At 56.7% G+C, this 23,844-nt stretch carries 23 protein-coding genes; 10 read left to right on the top strand and 13 right to left on the bottom strand.

What is annotated here, in order from left to right; genetic code table 11:
- Window positions 1-160: 160 nt before the first annotated feature.
- Entirely contained in the window at window positions 161-577 is a 417-nt protein-coding gene (locus tag G536_RS0117575; RefSeq protein ID WP_022824915.1) for a response regulator, read from the bottom strand.
- 81 nt (window positions 578-658) lie between these two features.
- Window positions 659-4,162, bottom strand: a complete 3,504-nt coding sequence (locus tag G536_RS30860) for a PAS domain-containing protein (RefSeq protein WP_022824914.1) — start codon at window positions 4,160-4,162, stop codon at window positions 659-661.
- A 267-nt stretch (window positions 4,163-4,429) separates the two neighbouring features.
- Between G536_RS30860 and G536_RS0117565 the strand changes: the two genes are divergently transcribed.
- On the top strand, window positions 4,430-7,321 hold the full coding sequence (locus tag G536_RS0117565; protein WP_022824913.1) for a leucine--tRNA ligase: 2,892 nt from the start codon (window positions 4,430-4,432) through the stop codon (window positions 7,319-7,321).
- A gap of 87 nt (window positions 7,322-7,408) precedes the next feature.
- On the opposite strand, the gene G536_RS0117560 is transcribed toward G536_RS0117565, so the two are convergent.
- Window positions 7,409-7,777, bottom strand: a complete 369-nt coding sequence (locus tag G536_RS0117560) for an MmcQ/YjbR family DNA-binding protein (RefSeq protein WP_022824912.1) — start codon at window positions 7,775-7,777, stop codon at window positions 7,409-7,411.
- A gap of 229 nt (window positions 7,778-8,006) precedes the next feature.
- Between G536_RS0117560 and G536_RS0117555 the strand changes: the two genes are divergently transcribed.
- Window positions 8,007-8,678: an LEA/WHy family protein gene (locus G536_RS0117555; RefSeq protein WP_084708676.1), complete on the top strand. Its 672-nt coding sequence runs from the start codon at window positions 8,007-8,009 to the stop codon at window positions 8,676-8,678.
- Between the two features lie 188 nt (window positions 8,679-8,866).
- On the opposite strand, the gene G536_RS32505 is transcribed toward G536_RS0117555, so the two are convergent.
- Window positions 8,867-9,037 carry a DUF6728 family protein gene (locus tag G536_RS32505; RefSeq protein WP_022824910.1) on the bottom strand — a complete coding sequence of 57 codons (171 nt, stop codon included), beginning with the start codon at window positions 9,035-9,037 and terminating at the stop codon, window positions 8,867-8,869.
- A gap of 85 nt (window positions 9,038-9,122) precedes the next feature.
- Window positions 9,123-10,892, bottom strand: coding sequence for an AMP-dependent synthetase/ligase (locus tag G536_RS0117545; RefSeq protein ID WP_022824909.1), 1,770 nt, complete (start codon window positions 10,890-10,892; stop codon window positions 9,123-9,125).
- Between the two features lie 179 nt (window positions 10,893-11,071).
- Between G536_RS0117545 and G536_RS0117540 the strand changes: the two genes are divergently transcribed.
- The gene (locus G536_RS0117540) at window positions 11,072-11,530 is read left to right on the top strand and encodes a nuclear transport factor 2 family protein (RefSeq protein ID WP_022824908.1); all 459 of its coding nucleotides are present in this window, start codon (window positions 11,072-11,074) and stop codon (window positions 11,528-11,530) included.
- 108 nt (window positions 11,531-11,638) lie between these two features.
- Here the strand turns inward: G536_RS0117540 and G536_RS0117535 are convergent, their stop codons facing one another.
- Window positions 11,639-12,295, bottom strand: a complete 657-nt coding sequence (locus G536_RS0117535) for an HAD family hydrolase (RefSeq protein ID WP_022824907.1) — start codon at window positions 12,293-12,295, stop codon at window positions 11,639-11,641.
- A 116-nt stretch (window positions 12,296-12,411) separates the two neighbouring features.
- Window positions 12,412-13,074 (bottom strand): Rossmann-fold NAD(P)-binding domain-containing protein, encoded by a 663-nt coding sequence (locus G536_RS0117530; protein ID WP_022824906.1) that lies wholly within the window; start codon window positions 13,072-13,074, stop codon window positions 12,412-12,414.
- Between the two features lie 73 nt (window positions 13,075-13,147).
- Here G536_RS0117530 and G536_RS0117525 point away from each other — a divergent pair, with 73 nt between their 5' ends.
- Complete coding sequence (locus tag G536_RS0117525) at window positions 13,148-13,675, top strand: hypothetical protein (RefSeq protein WP_022824905.1); 528 nt, start codon at window positions 13,148-13,150, stop codon at window positions 13,673-13,675.
- 15 nt (window positions 13,676-13,690) lie between these two features.
- Here the strand turns inward: G536_RS0117525 and G536_RS0117520 are convergent, their stop codons facing one another.
- Together G536_RS0117520 and ispG are read right to left on the bottom strand one after the other, a co-directional pair.
- Entirely contained in the window at window positions 13,691-13,975 is a 285-nt protein-coding gene (locus G536_RS0117520; RefSeq protein WP_022824904.1) for a hypothetical protein, read from the bottom strand.
- A gap of 12 nt (window positions 13,976-13,987) precedes the next feature.
- Window positions 13,988-15,979 (bottom strand): (E)-4-hydroxy-3-methylbut-2-enyl-diphosphate synthase, encoded by a 1,992-nt coding sequence (ispG, locus tag G536_RS0117515; protein ID WP_022824903.1) that lies wholly within the window; start codon window positions 15,977-15,979, stop codon window positions 13,988-13,990.
- Between the two features lie 249 nt (window positions 15,980-16,228).
- Here ispG and G536_RS28570 point away from each other — a divergent pair, with 249 nt between their 5' ends.
- Both G536_RS28570 and G536_RS0117505 read left to right on the top strand, forming a co-directional pair.
- Complete coding sequence (locus tag G536_RS28570) at window positions 16,229-16,723, top strand: TlpA disulfide reductase family protein (protein ID WP_022824902.1); 495 nt, start codon at window positions 16,229-16,231, stop codon at window positions 16,721-16,723.
- Window positions 16,724-16,772: 49 nt separating this feature from the next.
- On the top strand, window positions 16,773-17,393 hold the full coding sequence (locus tag G536_RS0117505; RefSeq protein ID WP_022824901.1) for a thioredoxin family protein: 621 nt from the start codon (window positions 16,773-16,775) through the stop codon (window positions 17,391-17,393).
- A 120-nt stretch (window positions 17,394-17,513) separates the two neighbouring features.
- On the opposite strand, the gene G536_RS0117500 is transcribed toward G536_RS0117505, so the two are convergent.
- Together G536_RS0117500 and G536_RS0117495 are read right to left on the bottom strand one after the other, a co-directional pair.
- Window positions 17,514-18,176: an NAD(P)H-binding protein gene (locus tag G536_RS0117500; protein WP_022824900.1), complete on the bottom strand. Its 663-nt coding sequence runs from the start codon at window positions 18,174-18,176 to the stop codon at window positions 17,514-17,516.
- Between the two features lie 169 nt (window positions 18,177-18,345).
- Window positions 18,346-19,323, bottom strand: a complete 978-nt coding sequence (locus tag G536_RS0117495; RefSeq protein WP_022824899.1) for an NAD(P)H-quinone oxidoreductase — start codon at window positions 19,321-19,323, stop codon at window positions 18,346-18,348.
- Between the two features lie 130 nt (window positions 19,324-19,453).
- Between G536_RS0117495 and G536_RS0117490 the strand changes: the two genes are divergently transcribed.
- Together G536_RS0117490 and G536_RS0117485 are read left to right on the top strand one after the other, a co-directional pair.
- Window positions 19,454-19,966, top strand: coding sequence for a hypothetical protein (locus G536_RS0117490; protein WP_022824898.1), 513 nt, complete (start codon window positions 19,454-19,456; stop codon window positions 19,964-19,966).
- A 97-nt stretch (window positions 19,967-20,063) separates the two neighbouring features.
- Complete coding sequence (locus tag G536_RS0117485; protein WP_022824897.1) at window positions 20,064-20,426, top strand: hypothetical protein; 363 nt, start codon at window positions 20,064-20,066, stop codon at window positions 20,424-20,426.
- A 46-nt stretch (window positions 20,427-20,472) separates the two neighbouring features.
- Here G536_RS0117485 and G536_RS0117480 read toward each other — a convergent pair whose 3' ends face one another.
- Window positions 20,473-21,681 carry a lactonase family protein gene (locus G536_RS0117480; protein ID WP_022824896.1) on the bottom strand — a complete coding sequence of 403 codons (1,209 nt, stop codon included), beginning with the start codon at window positions 21,679-21,681 and terminating at the stop codon, window positions 20,473-20,475.
- Between the two features lie 287 nt (window positions 21,682-21,968).
- On the opposite strand from G536_RS0117480, the gene G536_RS0117475 reads away from it, so the two are divergent.
- Window positions 21,969-22,373: a hypothetical protein gene (locus tag G536_RS0117475; RefSeq protein ID WP_022824895.1), complete on the top strand. Its 405-nt coding sequence runs from the start codon at window positions 21,969-21,971 to the stop codon at window positions 22,371-22,373.
- Between the two features lie 224 nt (window positions 22,374-22,597).
- Window positions 22,598-23,020 (top strand): hypothetical protein, encoded by a 423-nt coding sequence (locus tag G536_RS28565; RefSeq protein WP_022824894.1) that lies wholly within the window; start codon window positions 22,598-22,600, stop codon window positions 23,018-23,020.
- Window positions 23,021-23,193: 173 nt separating this feature from the next.
- Here the strand turns inward: G536_RS28565 and G536_RS0117465 are convergent, their stop codons facing one another.
- Complete coding sequence (locus G536_RS0117465; RefSeq protein ID WP_022824893.1) at window positions 23,194-23,568, bottom strand: hypothetical protein; 375 nt, start codon at window positions 23,566-23,568, stop codon at window positions 23,194-23,196.
- Between the last annotated feature and the right edge of the window lie 276 nt (window positions 23,569-23,844).

Raw genomic sequence — 23,844 nt, 5'->3', positions numbered from 1 at the left:
AAAGCTCGTCATGCTGCGCAAGTAGCACTTCAAGCCAAGGGTATAAATGCCGCCGAAGCATCTTGCTAGTGTGATAAAGCTGATGCTACGCTAAGAGGCTGTCAGAGCGAGATAAAGCAGACACTATACTTGCTCAGTTACCTCGCTGCTCCGTTACGCTCTACTCCAGGTGCCGGTGAAAGTGCATCTGCAAAATGGAATCGACTTTCTCCTTGGTGAGCGGCTTGTTCACCAGCCCAGCAATGGGCAGCTCCTGCACCCGTTTCAGGTCGCGGGCGTGCATCGAAGTAGTGAGCATAACTATTACTACCATTTCCTGCTGCTCCACGGGCAATTGCGCGTAGGCTTCCAGAAACTCGATGCCGTTCATCACGGGCATGTTCACGTCGAGCAGAATCAGCGAAGGGCAGTCGGCTACAGCCTGCGGGCATATCTCGCCCAGTGTGGCCAGCGCTTCGCGTCCGTTTTGCGCCGTCAATAGCTTGTCGGCTACGTCCAGACGCTTCAACAAGAGCTCATTAAGAAAATTAGTAGTTGAATCGTCATCTACCAATAAGATACTGGAAAGCTTCTGCATATGGTATAGAACTAACTCCGACTGGTTTGCCTGCTTAGTGGCAACTGCCTCTGCTCCCAACCCACTGCCAAGCTATACGGCCTAGCGCGGGAAAAAGACGACAAACGTGGTACCCTCTCCCAACTGGCTTTGCACTTGAATCCGCCCACCTACGTTTTCAACCATCCGCTTAACCATGTATAGTCCTATTCCGGTACCTTCCACATGATCATGGAACCGCTGGAACATGCCGAACAGGCGCGCCTGCTGCCCTTGGTCGAGCCCCAGGCCGTTATCCTCCACCTCCAGCACGGCGTAGCCCTTGGCCTGGCGGCAGCGCACGAGCACCTGCGGCGTCCGGTCGGGGTGGCAGTATTTGAAAGCGTTGCTGAGCAGGTTGTAGAGCACACTGCGCAGATTTTTCTGCGAAAACGAAATGGTGGGGCACTCCCCCACCTCCACCCGCAGCTCAGCCTGGGTGGCCGCCATCAGCGGGGCCAAGTCCAGTCGCACTTCTTCCAGCACCGTGGTCAAATCAACGGTCTGGGTGGGCTGCACCTGCTCTTTTTGCAGCTTCGTGACGTCGGTGAGGTGGTTGATAGTTTTCTGGAACCGCTCCACCGCACCCTGCATCATCCCCAGAATCGGGAGCACCTGGCCCTCACTGGCCGCGCTGGGCGGCAGTTGGTAATTAAGAGCCTGCAACAGGCCCTCAATATTGGCAATGGGCGCGCGCAAGTCGTGGGAAGCCGTGTAGATGAAGTTGTCGAGGTCGACGTTGGTGCGGCTTAACTGCTGGTTGGTATCCGACAGCTCTTCGTTGGTGGCCTGCAATTCCTCGTTGATGGCGGCCAGCTCTTCATTGAGGGCCTCCACCTGGTGGCGGCTTTCCACCTGGTCGGTAATGTCCATCACCATAGCGTAGAAGCCCACCACCTCGTCGTGTTGCACGTCGGGCACGTAGCTGGTGTGGGTGTAGCGCACAAAATCGGCGCGGTAAGGCATGCGGGCCTCAAAATCCAGCCGCTCACCGGCCAGAGCCCGTCGGATGTGCTTTTTGATGTTGGCGTAGGCCTGCTCACCCACCACCTGCCGGATGGGCAGGCCTAGCAGCTCCGTAGGTTTCTTCATAAACCAGTTTTCGTAGCTCTGGTTGGCGAAGCGGTACTTCTCTTCCCGGTCGAGGTAGCTGATAAGCACAGGCAGGGAATCGGTGATAAGCTGAAGCTGCCGCTCGTTCCGCTCGCGCTGCTGGCGGGCTAGCACCTGCCCGGTTACGTCATAGGCAAACACGGAAATGCCTACAATCTGGCCACTTTCTCGGTAGGGCTGGTAAGTGAAGTTGAAGTAGGTTTTTTTAGGCGGCTGACCGTCGGGCTGCTCAATAAGCAGCGGCAGCTCATCCCCAAAGAAGGTTTCACCAGTATCGTATACGTTGTTGAGCAGGGCTACAAAGCCTTGTGCAGCGGCGTCGGGCTGGATTTCGGCAATGGTGCGGCCCTGCATTTGGCGGCCCGGAAATAGCTGCTGGTAGGCCTTGTTGTAGTACTCGACCCGGTGGTGGGGGCCACGCAGCAGTACCATACTGGCTGGGGTTTGCTCGAACACCTGATAGAACGACTCACGCTCCTGGGCCTCGCGCTGGGCAGCTGCCAGCACCTGTGCCTGCAAGGTTTCGGCCCGCTGCCGGGTATGCACCTGCGCTGTGGTTTCAAAGGCAAACACCAGCACGCCATCAATCTGGCCGTGCTCGTTGTAGCGGGCCTGCTGGATGTAGTTGAAATAGAAGGGTTCCAATTCGCCCCCGGCATAGCGCGCCACGGACACCAGCATGTCCTTTTCCTCGTGCGTGACGCCGGTTTCGTACACTTGGCGCAGGGTTTGCCACACTGGCAGCCCGGCTAGCTCCGGCAACGCCTCCAACAGGGGTTTACCTTGCAGTTCCCGGCCCGGAAACAGCTGTTGGTAGCGCGGATTTACTAACTCGTACACCAGCTCCGGACCGTCTAGAATGCAGATGGCGGCCGGGGCCTGCATGAACAACCGCTCCAGGCGGGCCCGTTGCCGCTCGGCACCCTGCTGAGCAACTTGCACCTGCTTGGTTCGGGTAAGCACCCGGTTTTCCAGCGTATTATTGAGTTCCAGCAGGGCCTGCTCACTGATTTGCAATTCGGTGATACTAGCCCTGATTTCTTCGTTGGCCGCTTGCAGTTCCTCGTTGGCAGCGGCTAGCTCTTCGTTGAGCACCTGCACCTGCCGGCGGGCCCGTACCTGCTCGGTCACGTCGTAGGCGAAGTTGATGATGCCGCTTACGTTGTTTTCCGAGTCGTGAATGGCTTGCAGAAATACATTGTAGTAGCGCTGCTCCAGCTTGCCGGTATCCGTAGAGTCCACCCAGATTTCCGATTCGTAGCTGTAGTACGGCTCCCCCGTTCGGTACACTTCATCAAACACCTCAAAGTAGTTCTGCCCTTCCAATTCGGGCAGCACGTCGCGGATAGAGCGCCCTTCAAAGCTGCGCCCCGGAAATATCTGCTGGTAATAAGGATTAACGAGCTGATAAATGTGGTTGGGGCCGTGGTACGTGGATACGCTGGCCGGGAGCTGTTCCAGCACGGTGTAGAGGCGCTGGCGTTGGGTCTCGGCCTCCACTTGCGCGGCTTCCGCTACGTGGGCGGCCGTCATGAAGGCCTCGTTGGCCGCTTCGAGCTGCTGGTTGAGGCGCTGGAGTTGGGCCTCATTATGCTCCACATTGTGGCGGGCCTGCACCTGCGCCGTTACCTCGTAGGCGAATACCAGAATCCCATCAATTTCGCCCGCCAGACTGCGGGTAGCCTGATAGATAAAGTTGTAATAGTTTTCGCCTAAGCCGCCGGAGTTGTCGTGGTCAAGTCGCACCAGCATTTCGTGGGCCTGAAACGTTTCGCCAGTCCGATATACCTCATCCAACAGCCCGAAAACAGGTTGTCCCATTAGCTCCGGCATGGCTTCGGCAATGGGCATGCCCACTAGCGGCCGCTCGCCCACCAGCTGCTGATACGGTGGATTCACCAACCGAAAAATGTGCTCTGGGCCCTCGAAAATGCAGATCATGGCCGGGGCCTGCATGAAGATGTTGTGCAGTTTCTGGCGCTGAAGCTCGGCATCGGCGCGGGCGGCCTGCTCGCGGGCCTGGCTTTCACGCAGGGCCTGCTCCACCGCCGAACGGTCTTGGTCGGCGGTATCGGTGAAGCTGACAACCAGCAGAGAGCCGCTACGCTGGGCCGATAAATGAAAGTAGTTGTCGAGCTTATCGGCCTGATAATTTACGTTGTACTTGCCTGCTTTACCCGTTTCGAAGCTAGTCCGGTAGAAGTCGAAAATCCCGGTATCCCGCGCACTCGGGTACAAGGCCAGAAACGTGGGCTCGGGTTGCTCGGGTAGTTGCAGCATCCGCTGAGCCGCGGGGTTGAGGCGCACGTAAGCCAGGTCGATAATAGCATGATCGTCAGGCGCGTAAACCGGCTGAAACAGGATAATCCCCGTCAGCGACACTTCCATCAGGGCAACTAGCAGGTCGTTGGGAGCAGATAATTCGGAGAGCAGCGGGGTACTAGAATCGGGCATAGTAGGAACACAGAAAGCCAGCTAACAAGCTCGGCAGACGACGTACGGGCAGGAAAGATACCAGCGTAAATACAATATCAAGGTAAAGAATACAACCGGACAGCAGGCTTCGGGGTTTGGAATTAGCCCTTCCCGGCAATTCGCTGTAATTTGGCCGCTGGTTGATTGTTGCTTGGTGCGGGTTGCTTACTGCCTTGGGTTTTTAAGAGCCGTAGCACCCGGCAACACCTGACAATCAGCCCGCATCAATCAACAATCAACACCCTCATGCCCGGTTACAGTCCCCAGGAAATCGAGAAGAAGTGGCAGGCCCACTGGCAAGCGCACCATACGTTTAAGGCCGATAACAGTTCCGACAAGCCGAAATTCTACGCGCTGGACATGTTTCCGTACCCCAGCGGTGCGGGCCTGCACGTCGGGCACCCGCTCGGCTATATTGCCTCCGACATCGTGTCGCGCTACAAGCGCCTGCGCGGCTACAACGTGCTGCACCCCATGGGCTTCGACTCGTTTGGATTGCCCGCCGAGCAGTACGCCATCCAAACCGGCCAGCACCCTGCGGTTACCACCGAAAAGAACATCGACACCTACATCCGGCAGCTTAGCTCGCTCGGGTTCAGCTACGATTGGAGCCGTGAAATCCGCACCTCCGACCCTGCTTACTATAAGTGGACGCAGTGGATTTTCCTGAAGCTGTTCAATAGCTGGTACAACCTCGATACCAACCGCGCCGAGCCGCTGAAAACGTTGCTGGAAAAGTTCGAGGCCAACGGCAGCGAAGGCATCCGGGCGGCCGGCGACGACGAGGAGCGCCACAGCTTCACGGCCGGCCAGTGGCAGAGCTTCACCGAGAAGCAGCGCCTCACGGCGGTGCACCCCTACCGCCTCGCCTACCAGCAGGACACCTTTGTGAACTGGTGCGCCGGCCTCGGCACCGTGCTTTCCAACGATGAAGTGAAGGATGGCCTCTCGGAGCGCGGCGGCTTCCCCGTGGAGCGCCGCCTGATGCCCCAGTGGAACCTGCGCATCACTGCCTACGCCGACCGCCTGCTCCAGGGCCTCGACACGCTGGATTGGCCCGATGCCGTGAAGGAAATGCAGCGCAACTGGATTGGTCGCAGCATTGGCGCCGAAGTGACGTTTCCGGTGCAAAACCACGCCAGCGCCCAAATCAAGGTGTACACCACCCGCGTGGATACCATCTACGGCGCCACGTTCCTGGTGCTGGCCCCCGAGCACGAGCTGGTAAAGGAGCTGACCACACCGGAGCAGCAGCAAACCATTACCAACTACATCGACGCCACCAAGCGCCGCTCGGAGCGCGACCGGATGGCCGACGTGAAGGCCGTTTCGGGGGCTTTCACCGGTGCCTATGCCGTTAATCCGGTATCCGGTGAACCAGTGCCCATCTGGATTGCAGACTACGTGCTGGCCGGCTACGGCACCGGCGCCGTCATGGCCGTGCCGTCCGGCGACCAGCGTGACTACCTGTTTGCCAAGCACTTCGACCTGCCTATCGTGCAGGTAACCGACGCCCAGCAAGGCCTCGACGAGCAAGCCGACCCCACTAAGGAAGGCCGCTACATCAACTCCGGCATCATTGATGGCCTCGGCTACAAAGAAGCCACCACCACGCTCATTGCCTTCCTCGAAGAAAAGGGCCTCGGCAAAGGCAAAACCAACTTCCGCATCCGCGACGCCATTTTCGGCCGCCAGCGCTATTGGGGTGAGCCCATCCCGATTTACTACAAGGACGGCGTAGCCTATGGCGTAGCCGAAGCCGACTTGCCGCTGGTACTGCCCGAAATCGATGAGTACAAGCCCACCGAAACCGGCGAGCCGCCGCTCGGCCGCGCCAAGGATTGGAAGTACAAAGGCCAGTACGACTACGAGTTGAGCACCATGCCCGGCTGGGCCGGTTCCAGCTGGTACTACCTCCGCTACATGGACCCGCACAACGCCGAGCGTTTCGTGGGCGAAGAGGCAGAGAAGTACTGGAAGAACGTGGACCTCTACCTCGGCGGCGCCGAGCACGCCACCGGCCACCTGCTCTACTCCCGCTTCTGGCACCTCTTCCTCAAGGATTTGGGCCTTGTATCGGCCCCCGAGCCATTCCAGAAGCTCATCAACCAAGGCATGATCCTGGGCCGCTCGAACTTCGTGTACAAGTATGGTGACTCTAATCTATTCGTTACTAACCAGTGGCCTAGCTCTGGAGGTCATACCAAGGCTTTTGAAGAAGCAATTATTGAGCAACATGGTCAACAATACTATGACGACAATATAGCTCAAATGGCTTTCAAAGGCCTATTCTATAAACGTTACGTCGATGTAAGTCTAGTTGACAATGACATATTAGACACAGCTAAGTATGTAAGTACCAAAGAATTCAAAAAGCTATTCCCTGAACTAGATGAATGCGTGTTTCTATTGGCTGATGATGGGAAATACCACTGCGACTTTGAAATCGAGAAGATGTCGAAGTCGAAATACAACGTCGTAAACCCTGATGATTTAATCGGTAAATACGGCGCTGATGCGCTACGTGTCTACGAGATGTTCCTCGGGCCGCTGGAGCAGTTCAAGCCGTGGAATACCAACGGCATGAGCGGCGTGGGCGGCTTCCTCAAGAAGTTCTGGCGCCTCTACCACCCTACCGATGGCGCCTTTGCCGTAACCGACGAAGCGCCGAAACCCGCGGAACTGAAGGCGTTGCACAAGGCCATCCGGAAGGTAGAGGAAGACATCGAGCGGTTCAGCTTCAACACTACCGTGAGTGCCCTGATGATTACGGTGAACGAGCTAACGGCCCTCGATTGCCACAAACGCGCCATTCTGGAGCCGCTGGTGGTTATTCTGTCGCCCTACGCGCCGCACTTGGCGGAAGAACTGTGGCAGTTACTCGGCCACGAAGCCGGTAGCATCAGCTCAGCCACGTACCCGGAGTTCAAGGAAGAATTCCTGGTGGAAGACACCGTGAACTACCCGGTAGCCATCAACGGCAAGGTGCGGGAGCAAATGTCCTTTGCCGCCACCGCCACCGCCGCCGACATCGAAGCCGCTGTCCTTGGCTCCGATTTCCTGGCTAAGTTCGGCGACGGCAAGACCGCCAAGAAAATCATCGTGGTGCCCGGCCGCATGGTAAACGTGGTGCTGTAACCTGATTTCACCCGTACGAAAAGGCCCGCCTGATGATTCAGGCGGGCCTTTTTCATGAATATGTTACTATCCGAAGCGGGAGAATGGCTACAAGCTGGTTTGCTCAGCTTCAGCAAGCTCCTCACGCTGCTTTTTAGGCAGGGAAGCCCGCACCAAGTCGTACGAATGGTCGATTAGCTCGCGCAGCTGGCCACCCGGAACGCCGGTCCCAATTAGCACGGTGTTCCAGTGCTTCTTGTTCATGTGGAAGCCGGGTAGCACGTAGTCGTGCTGTTCGCGCAGCTCCACGGCCCGCTCGGGGTCACACTTCAGATTAATGCTCCCGAAAGTGTCGATATCGGTGAGGGCGAAAACTTTGCCGCTCACTTTAAACACGAGCGTACTTGGGCCGAAAGGGGTTTCTTCGGTTACGCCGGTTTTCAGCAGGCAGTAGTCGCGGAAGTCTTCGATGTTCATTTTTCAGCTACTAGCTTTTGGTTGTTCGTATCAAGAATCAGCGTCTAAACTAATCGGTTTGGTTGGTTTTTGCTATTTACATTAGCTAAAAGCTACTGCTCAGTAGCCAACTGACACTGCATAAGCACCTAATTAAGCCGTGTATCCACAGCAACTAAACTAAACAGTAATCAGTATATCAAGCCTGAATATTGAAATTTTTTCCATCTTTTCTACCATCCTACCACGAATGTTTCGTTTTCTTTCCTCATTCAATCCCCGTTCCACATTAGCGGCGCTAGGGCTGCTGTTTGTCTTGGCTTTTAGCAGTTGTGGCATATCCGAGCAGGTGCAGCAGGCCAAAGCATTCAAAGGCGCTCAGATTCGCTTGGCATCCGTAGAACAAGCTACTGTGGCCGGCATTGATGTCAGCCAAATCCGGCAGCCTAGTGATGTCAGCACCGTAGATAAGGCCCGTCTGGTGGCCGCTTATGCCTCTGGCAATGTCCCGCTGCGCATGCGCGTAAACCTGGAAATCCGCAACCCCAACGACGAAGTAGCCGCCCTCAACGAGCTGGATTACATTGCCCTCATCGACGGAAAGGAAGTGGCCAAAGGTCGCTCCACCGAGCGCATTGAAGTGGCTCCCGGCGGCACCACTATGGCTCCTCTCACGCTGGAAAGCAACCTGCGGGAAGTTGTGGGCGAAGAGTCGGGCGACGCGCTGGCCAACTTGGTACTAGGCCTGGCCGACCGTGACCGGCAGCCCCTACGCCTGACCATGCGCATCCGGCCGACATTCATCACCAGCAACGGCCGTCGGATTGCGCCAGCCGGTTACATCAACGTGGACAAAGAGTTTACGACCAGTGAAGTACTCGATGCCATCGACCGGCGCGACTCACTCAAAACTCGCCCGTAGTGGCTATGCAGCAATTGTGAACGATAGGTAGCAAGCTCCGCTCCTGCTCCTATTCGCTACACCACTTTTTTGGCTAGCATGATACTAGAAAGCCCTCCTGACCATAGTGGCCGGGAGGGCTTTATTATGTAAGTATGAGCAAAAGCGTTACTGGTACTCGCGCTATTTAAGATTTCGGCAAGCTGGAATTAGCGGATAAACCAGCGGTAAAGCAACACAATAAACCCGACCAGGAACATGGCCATGGAGAGCTTATTGATGAAGTGCATGGTCCGCAGGTTGAAGTTGGTGGTGCGGTTTGGGTCGTTCTTACGGAAGAAGTAACCAAATACCGGACTAAGGTTGAACAGGCCTTTCATACGCATGATGTGGGTCTTTCTGGTGTGCTGATATAACACCTGGGGTGGCAGAATGATTTACTTTCCTGGCTATATTCCTATCTATTTATGAGCGGTACAGCGCCTCAATCCGCTGTTGATTATTATGGCTGATGATCTTGCGCCTCACCTTCAACGTCGGCGTCAGCTCTCCTGATTCCACGCTCCAAAGTACGGGCAACAGGGCCACTTTCTTGATTTGCTCCCACTGCGCGAAGGCCGCATTGGTTTGCTGCACCAACTGCTCATAGAGGTGCTGGACCTGGGCATGGGCCGCCAAGGCAGCATCCGACAAATCGGTGGGCAGGTTGTGGCTTTTAGCCCAGGCGCGCAACTCAGCGAAGGCCGGTACCAACAGGCAGGCCGCAAACTTCTCCCCTTCGCCCACCACCATCACCTGCTCTACCAGCGGCGACTCCGACAGCCGCGACTCCAACGGCTGCGGGGCCACGTACTTGCCGTTGGAGGTCTTGAACATCTCTTTTTTGCGGTCCGTGATTTTCAGGAACCGGCCCTGCACCAGCTCGCCAATGTCGCCGGTGTGCAGCCAGCCGTCGGCGTCGATGGTTTCGGCGGTGAGGTCGGGGCGGTTGTAGTAGCCTTGCATCACGGAGGGCGAGCGGGTTAGGATTTCGCCGTCGGGGGCCAGCTTCACTTCCACCCCCGGAATGACCGGCCCTACCGCCCCAATGAGGTTGCCGCTGGCTTCGGGGCGGCTGGCGGCAATAACGGGCGAGGTTTCGGTCATGCCGTAGCCTTCCATCACCCGGATGCCGGCCGCCCAGAATACCCGCGCCAGCCGGGGCTGCAAGGCTCCGCCACCACTCACAATGTAGCACACCTGCCCACCCATTGCTTCGCGCCACTTACTGAAAACAAGCTTGTTGGCCAACGCCAGCTGCGCGTTATAGAATACGCCCTGGTTTTTCTGCGTGTCGTAGCGCAACCCGAGGTTGAGGGCCCAGAAGAACAGCTTTTTCTTGGCACCGGTTAGCTCCTGGCCTTTCGCCACAATCTTGTCGTAGATTTTTTCCAGCAGGCGCGGCACCGTGGTAAACACCTGCGGCTGCACCTCGCGCAGGTTGTCGGCAATCAGCTCCACGCTTTCGGCGTACCAGACACTGAAGCCCAGCAGCAGGTAGAGGTAGGTGGCAGTGCGCTCGAAAATATGACTCAGGGGCAGGAAGCTCAGGGCTTTTTGGCCGGGCGGCAACGGCAGGTAGCCGGTTAGGTTCTCACAGTTATAGAGCAGGTTGCGGTGGCTGAGCATCACGCCTTTGGGCCGACCGGTGGTACCCGAGGTATAGATGAGCGTCAGCAAATCATCGGGCTGCACAGCGGCTTTCAGCTGCTCCAGCGCCGCCAGGTCGGCGGTTTCGCCTAGCGCCAGCAACTCGGTGAAAGAGCGGACTCCTTCCAGTTCATCGAAGGTGAAGATGTGCTTGGGGCCGCGGGGCATGCCTTCTATGGCTTGCTGCACCCGCGCCAGCAGCTTGGCGTTTTCCACCAGCACCACCTGCACCCCGGCATCCTGAAAGATGTGGCGGTAGTCTTCCACCGTGATGGTGGGGTACATGGGCACGCTCACGGCGCCCAGCTGCGCAATGCCGAAGTCGGCTAGTACCCACTCGGGACGGTTGGCGGAAATGATGGCCACTTTGTCGCCGCGCCCGATGCCGAGCTGCCGCAGCCCCAGGCTGACGCGGTTGCTTTGCTCTTGTACCTGCGCAACGCTCAGCGGCTGCCAGATACCGGCTTTCTTTTCCACCAGGCAATCGGCTTGCGGAGTGGTAGCAGCCAGGCGGGCCAGCAAATCAAAGGTGCGGCGGATATCCATAGGTGGGAAGGGAGAAGCGGAAGATGGAGCGGTTGATGCAACAAAAATACGCCAGCCACCACGCAATGCGGACTCAGGCCATAATCTTGTCGGTGGCATCAGCTTTCCGTAGCTTCCCTGCTCCTCCCCGCAACAATACGCCGCGGCTGGTGTCCTTGCCTGAGCTTAACGCCCACCTTATGAAACACCTGTTACTTGCTGCCCTGCTGCTGGCCGCCACCGGCGCCACGGCCCAAACCACCGCCCCCGCCGAAACCGAAGCCGTCAAGAAAACCATCCAAACGTTTTTCGAGGGTATGCGCAAGGGTGACAGCACGATGGTGCGTTCCACTATTGCCCCTGGCGCGGTATTTCATACCATGGCCACCCGCAACGGCACCACCCAACTGCGGGTAGAAAACCCTGCAGAGTTCGTGAAAGCCGTGGGCACGCCACACAAAGAGGTCTGGGATGAGCGCACCACCTTCGATAAAGTACTGATTGACGCCAACTTGGCCAGCGTCTGGACACCCTACGAGTTCTATTTGGGCAGTACGTTCAGCCACTGCGGCTACAACTCGTTCCAGCTGGTAAAACTGGCCGGAGGCTGGAAAATAGCCCACGTCATCGACACGCGGCGCAAGGAGAAATGCAAGTAAGTATTAAGGGCTTGGTTAGTATTTGGTGTCGAGTGTTGTGTGCTTAAGTCGTTCTGCTATCAGGAAAACGATAGAACGACCTAAGCACACAACACTCGACACCAAATACTAACCAAGCCCTAGTACCGTAGCAGCAGTAAGCTGCCGCAGGTCCGATACTACCAGGTCGGCGCGGCTGAGGTCTTGGCCGCTGGAATGTTCGCTCTGGTAACCAATACAATGCATACCGGCGGCTTTGGCGGCGGCCACGCCGTTGGCGGCATCTTCAATCACCACGCACTCGGCGGGCGGCGTACCTACTAGTTCGGCGGCGTGCAGGAAAATGGCCGGGTTAGGCTTCGACTTCTCGAAATCCTCGCCGCTCACTAGGTGCTGGAAATATGGGTATAGGTCGAAGCGCTTGAACACCCGGCTAATCGTTTCTTTGGAAGCCGACGACGCCAACGCCAACGGAATGCCCTGCTCATGCAGCGCTACTACCAAATCCCGCACGCCTGGCAGCAGTTCCAGCGTAGTCGATTCGTCGAAGGTTTTGCCGAAAAAGTCCCGCTTGCGGCTCATCAGCTCTTCCACATCTGGCTTCAGGTTGTATTGCTGCTTGAGGTGCTGGTACACGTTGCGCGTGGACGAGCCCAGGAACGTGGCGTATTCCTCATCGGAAACCTGAATGCCTAGCTCAGCAAAGTGGCTGTAGAAAGCGGCGTGGTGCAGCGGCTCGGTGTCAACCAGCACGCCATCCATATCGAAAATTACGGTGCGAATCATGCAGCAAAGTAGGGAGGTCCGGCCAAAGGTAGCGCATACCGCTAGGATGTGCTTTTGTAAAGCCGTTCATCATGCTCCGCTCTGCATGACGAACGGCTTTCCTTGACTGTTTCCGGCTACTTCTTTGCCAGCGCCACTATGTCAGGCACTTCCAGCACCGGCTTGGGCGCCCCGTGCTGCGCTACGTGCAGCATAGCCTGCCCTAACTCAGCTAGGGTGGACGCATACTTTGGCGCCAGAGTGCGAAACACTGGGTAGAGCCACCCGAAGTACTTGTAATACGACAGTACATGCTGCTGACCCGGTGTGGCGCGCAGAAACCCCGGCCGGAACATATACGCCTGCCGGAACCCCAGTTGCAGCAAGTCGTTTTCGGTCTGGCCTTTTACCCGCGCCCACATCTGGCCGCTTTTCAGGGTACTATCGGTGCCGGCGCCCGACACAAAGCAGAACGTGAGGCCAGGGTTGCGGGGCAGCAGCACTTCAGCGAAGTGCAGGGTGAGGTCGTAGGTAAGGCGGCGGTACTCGGGCTCCTTCATCCCCACCGATGATACGCCCAAGCAGAAAAAGCAAGCGTTGTAGCCCGCCAGTTGGTCCTGGATGGGTGTGAGGTCGTGGAAATCGGCGTGGATGATTTCGTGCAGCTTTGGGTGGCTCCGGCCGCTGGGCTTGCGGCTGACGCTCAGTACCTGCTCCACATCCGGGCTGTTCAAGCATTCGAGCAGCACGCCCTCTCCTACCATGCCGGTTGCCCCGGTCAATATTACGCGTAGTTTCATGGGCTAGGCAGACGAATGTGAGGCACGGATATTTTAGATAGCCTTACTTTTAGCGTTTCTCAGCCGGACCTTTATGGAGCCCCAACGTTACCCTCGGCAGCTTTCCCGCGGCGCCAACAACGCCGTTATTGCGCTATCCGCAACGGAAGTCGGTAAAGTATTCAGCGAAGATACCCGCTCCGATATTGGCTCAGAAGCAGAAAAGATGCGCTACGCCAACGCCGTAAATGGGCTAGTGTCGCAGTTTCAGCGCCTCGAATACAACCACGACCTGCAAGCCGATATGCTGGTGATGGAGCGCATCTACCCGCTCGACTTTCGGGCCTACGAAGTGGAGATGCGGGAGCTGTGGCTGGACGTATTCACGGAGGAGCTACAGGCACTACACGCTGCCGGCTTCGTGCACCGCGACCTGCTACGCCCCTCCAACCTCCCCGGCGACCGATACGACAACATTCTGCTCACCCCGCAAGGCCTGCGCCTGATCGACGTCGGTATCTCCGTGTTGCAGCGGCAGGTCGGCGAGTCGTTCTTCAACGCCTATCTCCAGCGGGAACGTGAGGAACTGGAATTGTTTGGCCGGTTTTTCGTGGGGCGGTAATTTATATCCGCTGTTTTAATCACAGAAAGCTATTACACCACAATCTAGCTTCATTGCTCGTCGTAATATCCAAAGCAAAACAGTTGTTTCCTCAATTTTAGCTTTTTGTAGCAAAGTCAGTTTTTGCTCTACTTGTACACTCGACCAGCGAAAATCCTCATAGAAATCTAAATAGGGTTCGATGATTTGGGCATTTTTCGCCTGTTCGAATTCATCAACTCTAAGTCCACCAGCATACTCCGCCTGCGTGAGAGCATGGTCACTAGGCTGTTCATCTCTGATGAAGAAAAAGTCCAGCATAAAGAAGATGAATTATCCCGCTACTGGCTCTTCCAATAGCTCCTTTTCAAGCCAGCGGCCATCTTCGCGCATGAGTTCGATTAGCTCGTCCACGGCTTGTTCTTCGGGCACGGCTTTCTTGATGACTTCCTGGCCGCGGTAGAGAGCAATTTTGCCTTTGCCCACGCCCACGTAGCCGTAGTCCGCGTCGGCCATTTCGCCGGGACCGTTCACGATGCAGCCCATAATCCCGATTTTCACGCCCTTCAGGTGGTCAGTACGCTTGCGGATCATGGCGGTGGTTTCCTGGAGGTCGAACAGGGTACGGCCGCAGCTTGGGCAGCTGATGTACTCGGTTTTGGACATGCGGGTGCGGGCCGCTTGCAGAATGCCGAAGCTGAGTTGGTTGAGCTGGTCGATGTCGCGCACCCAGGCGTCCTGCTCCTGCTCAGGCAGCAAATCAGTGCAGAGGGCAATACCGTCGCCGAGGCCGTCGATGAGCAGGCCGCCTACATCGGTGGCCGCGTCGAGCTGGGTCTGGGGCATATCGTGCGCGGTATAGGTGCGCCGGATCAGCACGGGGCACGTCACGTTGTAGTCCAGCAAATCGAAGAAAGCCCGGCGCATTTCCGGCATGGCGTGGGGGTTGCTGGTGTTGAGGGTAAGCACCACGCGGGTTTCGGTGCGTAGTCGCTCTAGTAGCTCAACGTCCAGCGTACCCAGCTCCACCATCAGGAAGTTGAGCTGGGGGTGCAGCTTAGGGAAATCGGCCAGATACGTATCTACCGTGAGCAAAGGAAAATGGTCGAGGCGCTGCCCGCCATCCACCCAGGCGCTGTGCGTCACGATTTCCTTGAGGCCGTTGGGCAGCATAAACGGCACGGGCCGCTCACCGGTATAGATGTAGTCGGCGCCCAAGTCGCTCATGTGAAACTTGTCGAGAAACGACGAGTAGAGGTGGCCGGCGGCGCGCAAATCGGCGTATTCCAGCTTCGGCAACCGCGACAGGTCGGATACCACCCGCGGCACGTTCAGGCCGCCAAAGTTCAATACCTCGTGCGTGACGCGGCGGTGATACTGAAACGGGTCGAGCGGCTCTTCTTCCAGCAGCGGCCGAATCGGCTGCGCCTCCTGAGCACGGTTGACGTAGCGGTTGATAAGGGCCCGCGCCACCGGCGCCTCGGCTTCGGGAGCTTCGGTGAGGCTTACGCGCACGGTGTCGCCGAGGCCGTCTTCGAGCAGCGTACCAATGCCCACAGCTGACTTGATGCGGCCGTCTTCGGCCTCGCCGGCTTCGGTTACGCCTAGGTGCAGCGGGTAAGGTTGCAGGCCTTCTTCATCGAGCTTCTGCACCAGCAAGCGGTAGGCCTGCACCATCACCTGCGTGTTGGAGGCCTTCATGCTGAGCACCACATTGTGGTAGTTTTCTTCTTCGCAGAGGCGCAGAAACTCCAGCGCCGACTCCACCATACCCAATGGGGTATCACCATACCGGCTCAGGATCCGGTCGGATAGGGAGCCGTGGTTGGTACCAATGCGCATGGCCGTGCCGTACTGCTTGCAGATTTGCACCAGCGGCCGGAACCGTTCCCGGATGCGGTTCACCTCGTCTTGGTAGCTGGCGTCAGTATATTCGATGAAGTCGAACTTCTTTTTATCGGCGTAGTTGCCGGGGTTCACGCGCACTTTCTCCACGATGCGGGCCGCCAGCTCGGCGGCGTTGGGCGTGAAGTGGATGTCAGCAATCAGCGGCACGGTGCAACCCCGCTTCCGCAGCTCCTTCTTGATTTCCAGCAGGTTCTGCGCTTCCTTCATGCTGGGGGCCGTGATGCGCACGTACTCGCAGCCGGCTTCTACCATGCGCAGCGTCTGCTCCACCGACCCCATGGTGTCCATGGTATCGACGGTGGTCATGCTCTGCACCCGGATGGGGTTGAGGCCCCCCATGGGCAGGTCGCCGAGTTGAACCTCACGGCTGAGGCGGCGCTTGTACTCGGTGAGGCTGGGGCAATAGGTCTTGTTCATAACCCGGAGGGAGCTGTTTCTTTGGAATAACAAAGGTACGGAAGGTTCGTTGTTGCCGGGTAGTGGAATGTAGCACCAAGCCGGGGCCTTATGCACTTGATGAACCACGGGCTTTGCAGTGTTGTAACAACGAGGTTCAGCGAGTTGCTGTATGGAAACTTGGCGTTACTTTGTTGCGCTACAGCTTCACGCAACGGCCGCAACTTCTGCTGCTTCTGGCTGTCTTTGTGCTTACTACCTTTCTCAACTATGAATTTTCTGAAACTCACGGCGCTGGCCGCCGCTCTTTTCGTGGCGGGACCTAGCCCCGCCCACGCGCAGCAAGTGGCCCTCATCAAGCTACCCGAACTGCAAAAGCGCCTCAGCCGCAACACCGATACCACCTACGTCATCAACTTTTGGGCGACTTGGTGCGCCCCCTGCGTGAAGGAACTGCCGTATTTCGAGCAGGTGAACACCACCTTTGCCAAGCAGAAAGTGAAAGTACTGCTAGTAAGCATGGATTACGCCTCACAGCTCGACAAGAAAGTGAAGCCCTTTGTGGCCAAGCGCGGTCTGAAATCGGAAGTGGTATTGCTTAACGAAACCGACCCCAATTCCTGGATGGACAAGGTGGACGGCAAATGGTCGGGGGCACTGCCATTTACACTGATCATCAACAACAGCAAGCAGAAGCGCGCCGCCTTCGAAAAAGAATTCACCCAGCCGGAGCTAACGGCCGCGGTACAGCAATTCCTGAAGTAACTTCAGCCACTACTAGTTTTCACTTCCCTACAACTTTATTTTCCTTGCTATGAAAAAGCTCGTTCCTTTTCTGGCCGCGTGTCTCCTGCTGGTGCTCAGCAGCTACATCCGCCCCATGGCCGGCTACCAGGTTGGCGACAAAGCCGCCAACTTCAAGCTCAAAAACGTAGATGGTAAGATGGTGTCACTCAGCGACAACAAGACTGCCAAAGGCTACATCGTCGTGTTTACCTGCAACACCTGCCCCTACGCCAAAGCCTACGAAAGCCGCATCATCGACCTGCACAAGAAGTACGCCAGCCAGGGCTATCCGGTAGTAGCCATTAACCCCAACGACCCCGCCATTGCCCCCGGCGACTCATTTGCAGCCATGCAGACGCAGTCCAAAAGCAAGAGCTACCCGTTCCCCTACCTCTTCGACGAAACTCAGCAAACGGCCCAAACCTACGGCGCCACCCGCACGCCACACCTCTACGTACTCACCCGCCAAGGCAGCAGCAACGACTTCAAAGTGAGCTACATTGGCGCCATCGACGACAACTCGGAAGATGCCAAGCTGGTGAAAACCAAGTACGTGGAAAACGCTATGACCGAAATCTTGGCCGGCAAGCCCGCCACCACCAACTCTACTAAGGCAATCGGCTGCTCCATCAAGTGGCGCAAAGCGTAGTCTGAGTCCAGACTAGGAAGCAGCTAGCTTCCGTAACAAACCGGGCCGACCTGAAGCACAAAGCGCTTTGGGTCGGCCCGGTTGCTTATTTGGAGGCGCAGACAGCGGCAGCGGTAGGCACTAGGTTGCTTTGCTGGCGCGCCTGAATACGCCTTCCAAGCTATCCACCTGAATACCTGGCTTTTCATCGAGAGCGGCGTTAATCATGGCCTGTGCTACCTCGCGGCCATGAATGGGCCGGTACGGTGACAAGCCGGGCAAGTGCGCAACCAAAGCTGCCAGGGGCAGCGCAATCCGCTCAGCTAGCCGGGGCTCTTTGCGGTTGCCAGCCAGCATACCCGGCTGAATGATGCGGATGCGCTGAAACGGCAGCCGTTTCACGGAGCGCTCTAATTCCCCTTTCATACGGGTGTAAAACACAAACGCATCGGGGTCGGCGGAGGCAGCCGATACCAACACGTAGGTTTTTACGTCGTTTTGGGCCGCCGCTTCAGCCGTGCGATACTGGTAAGTATAATCGACGCGGTATTGGGCTTGCTGGCTGCCGGCTTGGCGCAAGGTGGTTCCTAGGGCCGAAAACAGCACGTCGCCGGTAAGCAAGTGCTGCCATTTTTCGGGCGTATCAAAATCGACGATGTGCTCTTCTAGCTTCGCCGGATTTTGAAAACCCGTGGACCGGCGCGCAAATACTTTGACGGTGGTGAAACGGTCGTCGGATAGCAATTGGCGCAGCAGGTAGTTACCAACCAACCCGGTTGATCCGATGAGTAAAGCAATTTTCATGGGGGAAAGCGTGCAAGAGGTTGGGCAGAGAGCGGCAGGTTTTCAAAACCAAAACTTAAGGATGAGCTTATACGCAACTCCTGTAAATTTGACGGTCTTTTCGGGCAGAGGGCCGGTAAATCAGGTGGCAGTCAGCGCGCAGCAATGGCTCCTGCCACCGCCCCTGCCGCTAGGTGCTAGCTACCAGCACAATCTTGCCGATATGCGCACTGCTTTCCAGTAACTGATGCGCAGCAGCGGCTTCGGCCAACGGGAACGTGCGAAAAACAACGGGCCGAAACTTGCCCTGTTCCAGCAGCGGCCAGACGTGCCGCTCCACCTCGGCGGCCAGCGTGGCCTTGAAATCGGCGGAGCGGGGGCGTAGGGTGCTGCCGCTGATGGTGAGACGGCGACGCATCACATCTAAGGCATTAAACTCGGCCAGGCCACCCTGCATGGCATTGATGAACACCAAGCGGCCATCGTCGCGGAGCAGGCGTAGGTTTTTGGGGGTGTAGTCACCGCCTATCATATCCAGCACCACATCGGCGCCGCCAAGGGCTTGCACTTCAGCCTCGAAATCTTGCTCTTTGTAGTTCACCACTACATCGGCGCCCAGTGCGCGCACGGCGGCGGCCTTAGCGGCGCTGCCTACCGTAGCCACTACTTTGCTGCCCAGCGCGTGGGCTAGTTGTACGGCCGTAATACCAATGCCACTGCTTCCCCCGTGTACCAACAGTGTTTCGCCGGGTAGCAGCTGGCCCCGCTGAAACACGTTGTGCCACACGGTAAACACGGTTTCGGGCAAGCTGGCGGCTTCAATGTAGCTCCAGCCGGTGGGCATGGGCAGGCAGTGGCGGGCGTCGGCTACGGCGTACTCGGCGTAACCCCCGGCCGCTAGCAGCGCGCATACCTGGTTGCCGGGTTGCCAGCGCGTGACGGCCGCCCCGCACTGCACCACCGTACCGGCCACTTCCAAGCCGGGCACCGAGCCCGATACGTCGCCGGAGCCGGCATACTTGCCTTGCCGCAGCAACACGTCGGGGCGGTTGACGCCGGCGGCGTGCACCTGAATCAGGACTTCGTGTGCCGCTGGTACGGGCGTAGGGGAGGCTTGCAGATGTAGCACCTCGGGGCCACCAGGCTGGGTGATAATAATAGAATTCATGGCAGAAGACAGCGTACCACCCAGGTGGCACGTATGGGAACGGGCTGGCAACCCTGCCAGCTCGTTCACAGTACGCGGAATAGCCGCTGGGCGCTGCCTTACTGCCGCATTTTCTGTTTCTTGCCTCCTCATGAAGAAGCTAACCCTCCTCCCCCATTTCCTGCGTACCGCCGGCCAGCTAACGGGCATGGCGGCCTGGCAAACCGGCCGCCTATTTCGTAAGGCCGCTGCCTCCGCTCTTGAGGCTATTCAGGATGTACTGCGGGCCGAGGTGAAGAAAGGCAACGCCAAGCTAGTGGCTGACTTTTTGAGTAACAAAGCCTTGCCGGCCGCTCGGGCGCTACTGCTAGAGCGGATGGCGGCCCGGCTACTGGTGCGCCTGGGGCTGCGCGGAGTGCTGGCCTCCAGCGTTATCGGCTGGATTCTACCTTTCGTGCTGGAACAAATGGTGAACGTAGGGCAGCGCACCGGTTTCTTTGATAAACTCCGCGCTAATGGTACCGTGCAGGAAAGCTTGCTACGGCTGGAAGAGCTGAAACAGCTGGTGTGGAAACGCCTGGTACCCGACCACGGAACCAGTGCCGAAGTATTGGACGACGACGCACAACTACCCCTTCAGCTACCCACTCAAACCAAACTCTAACGCCAGCGCCAAGCAGATAATTCCGTCTCGATTTTTTTCTGATTATCCTTTAAATCACGCAATCCGCAGGGTTTTTCGCTGTCGTAAATGACAGTTCATGAGCAACCTTCTTTCTTCCAACCAGCCGGTTCCTTCCCCCACTGCTGCCTACCAGGCAGCTCTGCGCGACCTATACCGTGCGGCGCGGCTCATTCCCCATCATACGCCGTATGCCGCCGCCCGGCTAGCCCGCATTGCCGATCAGGCCGAGTATTTCCTGCACCAATGGCCCACTGAGCTATGGCCCACCTACTCCCGCTCCGACTCCCCTATTCCTGATAAAGACGTATTGATGAACTGGTTAAGCTCCGCAAAGCGCGAAGCTGAGTACCACCAAGACGCAGCCAGCGCACCATTGACTTATGCTTCCTGGCGCCAAGTCACTACTCCCTTGCTGGCTGCTTTGGTACCGTTCAACTAGCGCCGGCTAATAAGTAGCGCAGAAAAATCCAAGCATCTATTCTGCGCTACTTATTAGCCTTGGTGAAGTCAGCCGTAACCAGCAGGTACATTGGCGACGCAACACTGATAGATTGGCCAGTAGGACGCAGCTTGCCCGATTTCTGATCAACGTAGTAAGTGAATACGTTGTTGGAATTCTGGTTGCCTACCAACAACAAACGGCCAGCGGGGTCGAGCGTGAAGTTGCGCGGTGTTTTACCCTGGGTGCTTTCGTGCTGGATGAGAGTTAGGTGGCTGCTGCCATCAATGCTGAATACGGCAATGCTGTTGTGGCCCCGATTGGAAGCGTACAAAAACTTACCATCGGGCGACACGTGAATGTCGGCGCAGGAATTGTTTTCCGTAAACCCGCCTGGCAGCGTGGATAGCGTTTGTAGCTCGCGGAAGCTACCCTGCACGGCATCATAGGCCAGCGCCGTTACCGTGGAGTTCAGCTCGTTGATGAGGTAGGCGTACCGGCCGTTGGGATGAAACGTGAGGTGGCGCGGCCCGGCCCCAGGCTTGGCCGTGAAAGCCGGCTCCGGCCGAGCCGTGAGCTGGCCCTGCGCTGGGTTGAGGGTGTAGGTGTATACCTTATCCGTGCCCAAATCCACGGCAAAGGCGTATTTGTTGGCTGGGTCTGGAATAATGCAGTGGGCATGGGCTGCTGTCTGGTTTTTGTGTGGCCCGCTGCCCTCGTGCTGGTCGAATGCTGTTGGGGCACCCACTCGGCCATCGGCTTCCACGGGTAGCATGCTCACGTTGCCACCCGCATAGTTGGCCACCAGCACCGCCTTGTCGCTACGGTCGAGGCTGATGTAGCACGGCGACCCTCCCCGCGAAGGTTGCTGGCTGAGCCGCGTGATGCCACCGGTCTGTTGGTTGACCGCAAAGGCGCTGACCGCCCCGCTTTTAGCTCCCTGAAACTCGTTGGTTTCGTTTACGGCGTACAGATGCTGCCGCTTGGCATCCATGGTTAGGTAGGTAGGGCTAGCGCCTCCTTGCAGACTACTCACCGGGGTTAAGGCGCCGGTAGTAGGGTTTAATCGGTACAGAAATATCGTATTCTCGGCTTCTGAGCTAACGTTGGTACCAATGTAAACGAGATAATCGGCGGCGGCTTGGGTGCCGCCGGGCATTAGCCGGGTACAACCACTTAAAGCACCTAAAGCCAGAGCTAGGCCAAAGCCTGTAGCGTGCAGAAAACGGCGGCGCGAATAGGACAAGTGAATCATAGAGCAAAATGGTAGAACGGGTGGACCGGCTGCCTGATAGCCAGCTGCGTGCGGAAAGCAGGACCCACAAAAATCAAGAATAATCTTTACAGACAGTGCTGCTTTCGCAAAAACACCACTTCAGGCCAAGAGAAGTAGCAACCTGCCAGCAAAAGAGGTGAATACCCTCTTACATAGATGCACTTGTGACAAGCTTTCGGCCTCGCTACGTAACCGTACGCCGCCGGAATGGTGTGTAGTGCGTATCGTATACATATGATTGCCCCACCCCTCTCACTCGCAGTGCCATGGATTTGTTGTCTACCGAACCGTACCTTAACCTTTACCTGCACCAAGACCCGGTTCCTACCATTGAAACCGAATGGCTAGGCTATGCTAATAGCACTGATTTTCGTCGTTCAATTGCAGTGGCCCTACAACTTGGGCAACGGCATCAGGTGCGCGGCTGGATAGCCGATGACCGACGCCTAGGCGCTGTCCGGCCCCGCGACTTAGAATGGCTTCGGGAGGAAATGCTGCCCAGCCTAGCGGCAACGGGTGTACGGCGTTTTGCGCTGCTTGAAGCAGAAGACAGCCTAAACCGACTCACCATTGGGTGGATGTACAAGCAGTTGAGCGGTGTCATTGGCTTCGAAATCAAGCTTTTTACCAATATTCTGCAAGCTAGAGCGTGGGCCACTGGCAATAAGTAGAAATAAAACATAACAGTATTGAATAAACATATATTAGATATTTTTTATTATAACATTAATCACAAAAATAAGTCGGCTAATAGACGAAATACTTCACGCAGTGCTGCAACATTTGCTGCTTTACTTCTGCCTGTAGAAGCTAAATAGTATGTTAGTACCTTGACAGCTTTACTCTGCTTCCTCATTGCGCGCACCCCAGCAATATTTAAAAATAGCATTACTTCATGAAAACCGAAATGCGTAATGCGTTTGGCGAGGTGTTCTTAACTATTGAATACCATAAAGCCAGCCAGTTAGTATACAATGAGTGGGCCGGCTACCAAGCTTTTTCGGGCATTGTCGCCGGTGCCAATACTTGCTTGAGCGTCATTGCCGAGCACAAATGCCACTTTTTACTCAATGACAATAGCAAAGTAGTTGGCCCTTGGGACCACGCACTAGAATGGCTCACTACCGATTGGGTACCGCGCGTACGCGAAGCCGGTCTTTCTCACTTCGCTCATGTCGTAAGCCCTGATTCCTTCGCTGCCTATTCGGCTCGCAACATGCATCTTGATGTTGGAGAGCAACTCCAAATGCGCATCTTCGACAGTATTATTGAGGGGCTCGAATGGTTACGGGTAGCGCAGCAAGCTGCCGCGCAGTAAAACGAAAAGGCCTTCTGCCATGCGCAGAAGGCCTTTTCGTTAGTACCCAATAGGAGGGCACAAAAAAAGCCGCCCCTATCCGAATCAGATATATCCTTAATAAATGTCCTCAATAAGTATTATTCATATTTTGGGGCTGTTTTGGGGGCTGATTCCAAGGATAATCTCTGCCACTAATTCCGATTTCGGGGCTTCTGCTCAGCCTCCGTTGGCCGCTTGTTTAGCTCCTTTTGTTGCTGCTTTTCCTGCTGGATACTCTGCCGGCGTTGCAGCTGGTACTGGCGGTGGCTCTCCTTTTGCAGGTCACGTTTGTCGTGGCGGTTAAGGTGCCGGTAGTAGCGCTTGACCCGGTTGTACTTACGCTTCACCCGGCGCGCATTACGGTAGTCGTAACGCGGTGGGCCTACTTCAGCGCGCAGCATCGAGGAAGCAGTATGCAGCGATAAGTCAACAGTGTCGAGGCTGGTGCTTAGCCCAAGCAGGTGGTTGCACTTGTCGTGAGCAGACGTCATCACTTCCACCGTGAGGTCGGGAGGGGCCTGGGCCATCACCTGGGTCTGGAGTAACAGAGCAGTCGCCAGGCAGGCGCCCACTAAATAGAGTTTTATGGGTCTGAGGATGAGGTGAACATGGAGTTGAAGAAATCAAAGCTCACCTCCCGACCAAGCCCCGAAAAGGACAGCAAAATATCCTGCTACTGCGCAGCTGCTAGCTCCACTGTATTAATCCCGTTTTAATATCCGTATTTATAGCTGAGCTTATCGCCGTATGTATAGGATGACGAAAACCATCTATGCCTCGCTATTCTTCACGTTGAGCTACGA

The sequence above is a fragment of the Hymenobacter norwichensis DSM 15439 genome (assembly GCF_000420705.1).
Classification (GTDB): domain Bacteria; phylum Bacteroidota; class Bacteroidia; order Cytophagales; family Hymenobacteraceae; genus Hymenobacter; species Hymenobacter norwichensis.
Note: the sequence above shows the minus strand (reverse complement) of the source record. Positions and strands in the feature narration are given on the sequence as shown.